8 protein-coding genes are annotated in these 7,968 nt (G+C 35.3%); 3 read left to right on the forward strand and 5 right to left on the reverse strand.

Annotated elements, in window-relative coordinates:
• Nucleotides 1-53: 53 nt before the first annotated feature.
• From ACMHJ2_RS07195 to ACMHJ2_RS07205, 3 genes are read right to left on the reverse strand one after another with little or no spacing between them, the layout of a single operon-like run.
• Nucleotides 54-398 (reverse strand): DUF2853 family protein, encoded by a 345-nt coding sequence (locus ACMHJ2_RS07195; RefSeq protein ID WP_413512272.1) that lies wholly within the window; start codon nucleotides 396-398, stop codon nucleotides 54-56.
• 57 nt (nucleotides 399-455) lie between these two features.
• Nucleotides 456-2,108: a 2-succinyl-5-enolpyruvyl-6-hydroxy-3-cyclohexene-1-carboxylic-acid synthase gene (gene menD / locus ACMHJ2_RS07200; RefSeq protein ID WP_413512273.1), complete on the reverse strand. Its 1,653-nt coding sequence runs from the start codon at nucleotides 2,106-2,108 to the stop codon at nucleotides 456-458.
• A 57-nt stretch (nucleotides 2,109-2,165) separates the two neighbouring features.
• Nucleotides 2,166-2,756, reverse strand: coding sequence for a glutathione peroxidase (locus tag ACMHJ2_RS07205; protein ID WP_413512274.1), 591 nt, complete (start codon nucleotides 2,754-2,756; stop codon nucleotides 2,166-2,168).
• A 405-nt stretch (nucleotides 2,757-3,161) separates the two neighbouring features.
• Between ACMHJ2_RS07205 and ACMHJ2_RS07210 the strand changes: the two genes are divergently transcribed.
• Nucleotides 3,162-5,084 (forward strand): OmpA family protein, encoded by a 1,923-nt coding sequence (locus tag ACMHJ2_RS07210; protein WP_413512275.1) that lies wholly within the window; start codon nucleotides 3,162-3,164, stop codon nucleotides 5,082-5,084.
• Between the two features lie 24 nt (nucleotides 5,085-5,108).
• Here ACMHJ2_RS07210 and ACMHJ2_RS07215 read toward each other — a convergent pair whose 3' ends face one another.
• Nucleotides 5,109-6,446 (reverse strand): serine hydrolase domain-containing protein, encoded by a 1,338-nt coding sequence (locus ACMHJ2_RS07215; protein WP_413512276.1) that lies wholly within the window; start codon nucleotides 6,444-6,446, stop codon nucleotides 5,109-5,111.
• Between the two features lie 116 nt (nucleotides 6,447-6,562).
• Nucleotides 6,563-6,880: a hypothetical protein gene (locus ACMHJ2_RS07220; protein WP_413512277.1), complete on the reverse strand. Its 318-nt coding sequence runs from the start codon at nucleotides 6,878-6,880 to the stop codon at nucleotides 6,563-6,565.
• A gap of 90 nt (nucleotides 6,881-6,970) precedes the next feature.
• Here ACMHJ2_RS07220 and ACMHJ2_RS07225 point away from each other — a divergent pair, with 90 nt between their 5' ends.
• Both ACMHJ2_RS07225 and ACMHJ2_RS07230 read left to right on the forward strand, forming a co-directional pair.
• On the forward strand, nucleotides 6,971-7,159 hold the full coding sequence (locus tag ACMHJ2_RS07225) for a hypothetical protein (RefSeq protein ID WP_413512278.1): 189 nt from the start codon (nucleotides 6,971-6,973) through the stop codon (nucleotides 7,157-7,159).
• An 84-nt stretch (nucleotides 7,160-7,243) separates the two neighbouring features.
• A complete protein-coding gene (locus tag ACMHJ2_RS07230) occupies nucleotides 7,244-7,858 on the forward strand; it encodes a hypothetical protein (protein WP_413512279.1) in 615 nt (204 codons plus the stop codon).
• Nucleotides 7,859-7,968 lie beyond the last annotated feature (110 nt).

Below are 7,968 nucleotides of genomic sequence, written 5' to 3' on the forward strand. Positions count from 1 at the left end.
GAAAAAGAGCGATTAAATTGTTTAATCGCTCTTTTTTATACTTAAGGGAGTTTTTATTTTAAATATACCGCTTCTTTTTTAAAGTGAACCGTTAACAAATAGTATAATACAGCTCTGTATTTGTGTTTATTAGACACACCGTATTGTTCAATTACGTGTTGTAAACCAGCATCTAACTTTGCATCGTCTTTTAGCCCTAATTTTTTAATTAGAAAATTAGTGCGCACCGTTGTTAATTCCGATGCCGAAGAACTCGCCACTGTAGATGAATCTTGGTTGTAAATCGAAGGGCCACAGCCAATCGTTACTTTTTCTAGTAATTCCATGTTGGGTTTAACACCGCATTTATCCTTTAAATCTGCAGCGTACTTTTCAATTAATTCAGCTCTTTTACTCATAATTCTGTTTTTTTGTTGCTACAAGTTACTAAAAAAAAAGAAATAGAAGATGAAAAATTATAAATTGCGATAATATTCTTTAAAAATTGTATCATTTAAAAAGGTAGGAGTGTGAACCTCCAGAATAGCTGGTCTTGAGTGAGTCTCAAAAAAAGCAGTTGCTTCTGTTGCTAAATCCTCTTCTGTATCTGCTTGAAAATAAGCAAAACCATACATAGTCGCTAGCTGTTGTGCTGTAAGTTGATGTGTAGTTTCAAAATAAGTATGGAAGACTTCATTTTCTTCATGACCCGGTAAGGTTCTAAAAATACCACCTCCACCATTATTGATGAGGATAATTTTAAAATTTTTGGGAATATAAGCATTCCATAAAGCATTGCTATCATAAAAGAAGCTGATATCTCCAGTCAGTAGGACCGTTGGTTTTCCAGATCCAATTGAAGCCCCAATTGCTGTTGATGTACACCCATCAATTCCACTGGTTCCTCTGTTACAAAATACTTCAATACTCGAATCGATAGCAATTAATTGAACATAGCGAATTACCGCACTATTACTCACTTGTAATTGACTGTTTTTAGGCAGTAGCTGCAATACATAATCAATAACTTTAAAATCTGAGAAAACCGCTTCTTTTAAAAATTGGCTGTGTTTTGCATCACGCGACAGCATAAGTGTAGAGCCCCATGAACTGTACGTCGAGGTCTGAGGTATTGCTTTTGCGGTTAGTTTGGCTAAGAAAGAAGCTGCATCTGTATAAATGCGATGGGTCAAGCAATCATAAGTATCATAGTGTCGGAGTGTATCCACATGCCAATGTTGCTTAGGAGCGAATTGGCGTAAAAATTGTTTTACTTTTTTACTTACAACCATCCCGCCAAAGGTGAGTAATATATCGGGTTGTAGGTATTGGAGTTCCTCTTCTTTTAATGGTATAAGCAAACGGTCAATGGCATTAATAACACCTGGAGCCTGAATATTACTTATGGTTTCTGCAAAAAATAGAAGGGAGTCATCGGTGGTTAGTTGAGTCACTATTTCTTGAGAAATAGTTTCAGGAGAATAAGCGCCCACCAAAATAAGTTTTTTGGTTGCTTTATTCCATTCGTTTGAATAATAATCATAATCCACAGCCGGCAAAAGTACAGGATGTGGTTTTTCTATATGAGGTGCAACCTCTAATTGATTTGTAGTTTGATACAACGGCTCTTCAAAAGGCGCATTGATGTGTACAGGTCCTCGTTTACTCAGAGCTGTATGAATCGCTTCATTGATGAGGTGATCATTTTCAATCGAAGCTTCCTCCGTTAGATTAGCGCTATATAAAATATGATTGTGATAGACATTTTGCTGTCGTATCGTTTGTCCATCTCCAATATCAATTTTGTCTAGCGGACGATCTGCGGACAGAACAATCAGTGGAATCTGGCTGTAAAAAGCTTCAGCAACTGCTGGATAATAATTCAATAAGGCAGAACCCGAAGTACAAACTAATAGCGTAGGTGTATGCAATTGTTGTCCTATACCCATACCAAAAAAGGCAGCACATCTTTCATCAGCAAGACTATAGCAAGTAAAAAAAGGATCGTTTGCAAAACCAAGAGTCAAAGGGGCATTGCGCGATCCAGGAGATATAACAACATTTTTCAGATTCTTTGCTTTACAAATCGAAATAATGCTCTGTGCTAACTGTATTGAAGGGTAAACCATAGTAATTTCAAAAAGATAAAATTACAAATAAAATTACTATGGCCTCCTTAATCTAGCTTATTTCTTTTTAATCCATTCCTTGATTTCAGGATCGTTTGGAAGTATTCTTGGATTGATAACTTGTACGACATGGCCTTTTTCATCAATTAAGTATTTTTGAAAGTTCCACTCTACGTTGCTATCAGCAAAACCATTTAAGCTTTTTTGCGTTAAGAATTTATAGATGGGTGCCATATCTTCTCCCTTAACGGATACTTTATCCATCATCGGAAAAGTTACCCCAAAGTTTGCTTTACAAAAAGTAGCAATCTGCTCATTACTACCTGGTTCTTGATTGCCGAAATTATTGGCAGGAAATCCGATAATTACAAAGTTATCTCCTCCAAATTCTTCATACAAACTTTGTAATTGTTCATATTGCGGAGTTAACCCACATTCTGATGCCGTGTTGACAATCAGTATTTTTTTTCCTTTTAAGGAAGCAAAGTCAAATTCATTTCCATACAAATCGTTTACCTTAAATTGGTAAATGCTTTGTTGGTTTTTTGAGGTTTCTTTCATGGTTGAAGTTTGTTTTATGTATTCGTTAGCTTTTACAATAGATGGGCTTAATGCTAAGAAAGCAAAGGCCAAAACGTACTTTGTCATTTGGATTATTTATTGGGTGACTTACAAATGCTGTAGGTCAGAGTTTTCATGTATTAAAAGTACGAATAGATTTGATAAATACTAGGTTTTTAACGTTTTAAAAAGAGAGGATAACGAATGCGACTCCCATAATTTTTTAAAAAGTAAAATCAATTTTTAAAGGTTTGAAACTGAGATTTTAATCGTAAAAGATGCCTTTGAAATAAAAGTATAAAAAATCGATGAAAGCGACTTCATCAGTAATTGGAGGTGAAAAATAAAAAAATGACAAGAAAATAAACAAATTATTGTTCTTTTGGGAACAGGCAATTGCTTCGATGTTAATTGCCTATTAAACTTCGAAAATGCCGCAATCTAAGCTCTCACAATTGCGTTACTACCTTATAAATGTGAAAGGATTGAAGAATGAAAAAAGCACTCGTCGTTTTATTGCTTGTACTAGCTATAACCACGCAAGCAAAACGCAAACCAAGTTTAAAAAAAGCAGATGCCTATTTTGCAAAAACGGAATATGTAAAAGCAAAAGAAGAATATACGCGCTTGTTACGAGGGCGACATACTCCAAATTATATTAATCAACAACTAGCTTTGTGTTATGATCAATTGGGTCTGTCTGTTCAAGCAGCCAATTTTTATGCAACCGCCTTAGGCAAAGATCCCTCTTTAAATAATGAATTTTACTATCGATTAGCGTATAACTTAACGAAGAATGGGCGGTATGAAGCCGCAAAATCGGCCATGCAAAAATTTGCCTATGGAGCGAAAGAGGATGCAAGAGTCCTTTATTTCTTAAAACACACCGAGGATTATCCCCTTGCAGGAAAAACCCCATCTGTCTATTTTGTTGAGGAATCAGGAATCAACGACCCGTTTTATGCAGATTACAGTGTTTCTTGGACAACAACAACAGATACGCTCTTATTTGTATCCAATCGAACGAAATACAGTTCAAACTGGATGCGAAGACTATTTGAAGTACGGCAAAAGGGAACTGCTATGCCCAATTCGGGTATTTATCAGACGACACTGACATCGAAGGATATTCCACTGTATGAACATAGTCTTTTGCGCGGTCCTATTAATCGCCGTTTTCAAGAGGGGCAAGCGGTCATGCATCCATCAGGTAAATTAATCTATTTTACTTCAGAGAGTTACCGCAATCGAAAGTTTAGAAAAAATAAAGAAGTGAAGCAAAGACAAGGCATGATGAGTCTCTTTTCGGCAGAGCGAAAGCGCAAAAAATGGAAGAAAGTAAAAGTATTGCCCTTTGTACAAGAAGGTTTTACGTATGTGAATCCTTTTGTAACCGCAAAAGGGGATTATTTGTATTTTGCTTCAAATCAGCCCGGTACGATTGGAGGTTTAGATTTGTGGAGAGTTGCCATTTTAGAAGAGGGTAAAGCTTTTGGCGAGCCTGAGAATTTAGGTGAACACATCAATACAGGCTATGAGGAAGATTATCCTTTTGTAAGTGAGGATGAGGTATTGTATTTTACGTCAGATCGCTGGGGAGGCTATGGGGGATTGGATATTTATGCTTTAGATTTTAAAAATAAAGACGCACAACCTCAAAATTTAGGCGAGGGAATTAATACGCCCAAAGACGATTTTAATTGGGTGTATAACAGCAAACGCGAGTATGGTTTTTTATCGACGAATCGCATTGGACGTATGGATATTTACCGCGTAAAGCCAATTTGCGAAACCCAATGGCATGGTGTTGTCATCGATGGAGAAACCCAAGAAGTACTCCATGGGGTTAAGATAGAATTAGCCGATATATCTCGTCAAGTAATAGCGAAGGCACAAACCACTTCTAAAGGAGAGTTTACGGTACTTCTTCCTTGTGATAAAGCGTATGTTGCTAAAGTTGAAAAAGAGGGCTATTTCTATAAAGAACAGGAATTTAGGAGTAAAAAGGAGGAAGGAGAATCGAGTGTTATTGCGTTGAAAAAACAGGTGAAACCTAAAGTTGAAGACAATAAAATAATGTTGAATGCGATTCCATTTGCCTTTGATCAAACGGAAATTACAGCATTGGGTAAACGAGAGTTAGATCGACTCGTTGCTTTTATGAAAGAAAATACAACGATGCGGATTTTAATAAAAGCACATACGGATCAAGTGGGGAAAGAACGCTACAATAAGAAATTATCTCAAGCGCGTGCAGATGCTACAGCACAATATGTATTTGAGCAAGGAATTGCCCCAAATAGAGTGGAAACTCAGGGTGTAGGGAGTACTAATCCACAAGTAGTTTGTAAAGTGTGTACCGAAGCCGAAAATCAACAGAATAGAAGGTCAGAATTTATTATCCTTCAGCCATAACCTAAGAGACGGAATAGAATACAACTATTCCGTTGTTTTTTTATTCAAGGTAAAGTTGCCTTTGAGTTGTTGTACGGTTACTTGTTGGGTTATCGGATTGAAAATATACGTTACCGTTCCCTCTGGAGAGCGAAACGTATTTTCACCCACCGCATCCAGTAGTGCATACCGATTACATCCCGATGGTTTTAAAAACAATTTACTCTTTTCGATAACAAATTCGATGGTAAGATCAAGTTGTGTGTTTTGATACGTACCAATATAGTTTTGCAACTGTTCATCCGTAACGGGAATCGTATTAAATTGAGGGAGTACATACTTTTTGTTATAGAGAATAGCTAGTAAAGCATCAAATAGTTGATAATGAGAAAATGCAGCTCCATTGATGGCATAGACAACGGTTAGTTTTTCAGCTTCATTGTAATACAGCAAAGAAAACGAACCAAAAGTTCCCCCCGTATGCCCTACAAAGTTCTTTTTTTTGTAAATATAATACATCATACCGCGCCCATATTTCTCTTGATACGGTATGGGTTTCATACTCGCAAGACTGTTTTTTGAAATCAATTTATGTGAAAATAAAGCTTGATTGAATTGAGCTAAATCCTCTACCGAAGAGATGAGGTCATTTACCCCATTGGTGTTTTCAAAACTGATCTCATCCATGGCCTCCCATTGATCAAAAAGTTGGTAGGATTGCACCACATACGGTACAGTATCGCTAACAGTATAGGTGTTTTTTAGATTTATTTTTTGGATGATGTATTTTTTTACCGCCTCATCATAGGTCATCTTGCGTTTTTCTTCTATAATTCTCGCCAATAAATAATAACCCGTATTGGAAAAGAAAAAGCTTTTCTTTTTAGCTCCATAATGAGGAGTTCCTTGTTGAATTATATGGTCAATAATCGCTTCTTGCGTTTGTGCTTCTTTGAGCCAATAAAAATTATCGTCCTGGCAGGTATAATCATCCAAGCCACTGGTGTGACTTAATAAATCGCTGATTTTTAGGGTAAATAGATTGGGAATATTAATCGTCGGAAAATAGGTTGCAATTCGATCCTCTAGGTTGAGTTTGCCTTCATCAATTAATTGATAAATCAATACGGCAGTAAACATTTTGGTAATAGAGCCAATGCGGTATAAATGGGGCTCTTGTTGTGCTTCTCCTACAAACTCCTGACCAAAATCTCTTTGGTAGATGACTTTGTTGTTTTTGTATATTGCTACGGATCCAATTCCTCTTTTATAGGAAGTAATGCGCTGTATGTATTCATCTGCTTTTTCCGTATTGAATTTTTGCGCCCACCCTATACAAGGAAGCAGAAAAACAATAAAAACCAAAAATGATTTGAATCTCATAACGCACTAGTTTGAAGGATTATTTCAAATGTATTGAATTAAATGAACAATGAAAAGAATAAGTAGCAAGGGCTTTAAAAAAAAACAGCCCTATAGAGGACTGTTTATATTGTAAATTATCTGAATGTATACCCCATACTTAGGGTTAAGTAATTTTTTCTCCACTTTTTAGCATTTTCTTCTTTGGAGTCATTGATGTTCGTTAAACCCAAGTTGTATTTTAGGTTAATATCAATCTTATCGGTTAGTTTGTATCCCCCACCAAAAAAGAGACTGAAGTCGAAAAACTTAATGCTCTCTGCAAAAAGGGTCATCCCTGGTTCATCCTCATCATAGGGGTTTTTAGCGCTTATTGTGGTTCCTAAATCCCCACCAATAAAGGTTTTGAATTTATTTTTAAATGTATAGTGCACACTAACAGGCTCAATGATCATTGTATGTAAAACGATACTGGTATTGTATTCTTTTATTCTCGCTCCAACATTCGCAATGGTTCTATTACTTTTAATGTTGATGAGATTGATTTGAGTAATAAAGAGGCCGGTGAGGAGTTGGAATCCGTAAGAGTGAAGGAGGAAAATGCTCAGTTGAGTTTTGATCAGGAAGAAAAGAAAGCTGAACAGGAAGATGAAAAGAAGGTAGATAGGGAGCAGTTTAGGTGGTGGGTAATTTTGTTTGTAATTATCGTGTTTTTAACTTTTATTGTTAAGTGATTTATTGTTTAATTAGTATAATTATTAATAATAATGTTTTTTTTGTTATCTTTAACGTATTGTTGAAACTAATATTATATCATTATGAGAAGAATTAAATTCTTTTATGTTGTTATTGCATTGTTGTTTGGAGCTATATTTAGTGGAGCATGCTCTAGCGAGGGAGAGGGAAAAATTGATTTGAAAAAATCAGTAGCTGAAATTAATAGCCTTATAGATAATAGTAAGGATTTTAATGATCCAATTATGGGGTATATAGATGATAAAGGGATACCTGTATTAACCAAGGATAAGGATTTGCTTTTAAAAAATTGGAATAAAAGTTTACTTTTTTTAGAAAAAACAGATGCTAAATTAGATGATGTTAATTTTATTGAATTAGATGGAGATTATTTTTTACAAGCAAAATCAGCGAGTACAAATTATATTTCTACCATAGGGGCTTTTGCTTACAAAGGTTACTTATACGCAACAACAACAAGTTGTTCGACAAAAGGTTGTTCGAATAATAAAGGATGTATTCCGGATGGTGTTACATGTACCAGTTGTTTCTTAGGAGATTGTTCAAAAACTGTTACTTCAGCGGAGAGAATTGAGTTAATTGAAGTTCCATTTGAAAGAGATTTAGCAGCTGATTTTTTTATCAGAAAAGGATGGAAAGATCAAATTTTTTGGGATTATAAAATTGTTGTGAAATAATGATAATTAATAGATTAATAATCTATATCCAGTTAAGTATAAAATGAGATTAGTAAAATACTTAATAATATACCTACTACTATAATATATTTAAAATGTGGAAAAGAATT

Origin of the sequence: Myroides odoratus (assembly GCF_965118575.1) — a bacterium.
Lineage (GTDB): Bacteria > Bacteroidota > Bacteroidia > Flavobacteriales > Flavobacteriaceae > Flavobacterium > Flavobacterium odoratum_B.

Bases quoted from the DNA above. Each gene is read 5' to 3' on its own strand.
- ACMHJ2_RS07195 (WP_413512272.1), bottom strand. From the start codon at position 398: ATGAGTAAAAGAGCTGAATTAATTGAAAAGTACGCTGCAGATTTAAAG.
- menD (WP_413512273.1), bottom strand. From the start codon at position 2,108: ATGGTTTACCCTTCAATACAGTTAGCACAGAGCATTATTTCGATTTGT.
- ACMHJ2_RS07205 (WP_413512274.1), bottom strand. From the start codon at position 2,756: ATGACAAAGTACGTTTTGGCCTTTGCTTTCTTAGCATTAAGCCCATCT.
- ACMHJ2_RS07210 (WP_413512275.1), top strand. From the start codon at position 3,162: ATGAAAAAAGCACTCGTCGTTTTATTGCTTGTACTAGCTATAACCACG.
- ACMHJ2_RS07215 (WP_413512276.1), bottom strand. From the start codon at position 6,446: ATGAGATTCAAATCATTTTTGGTTTTTATTGTTTTTCTGCTTCCTTGT.
- ACMHJ2_RS07220 (WP_413512277.1), bottom strand. From the start codon at position 6,880: ATGATCATTGAGCCTGTTAGTGTGCACTATACATTTAAAAATAAATTC.
- ACMHJ2_RS07230 (WP_413512279.1), top strand. From the start codon at position 7,244: ATGAGAAGAATTAAATTCTTTTATGTTGTTATTGCATTGTTGTTTGGA.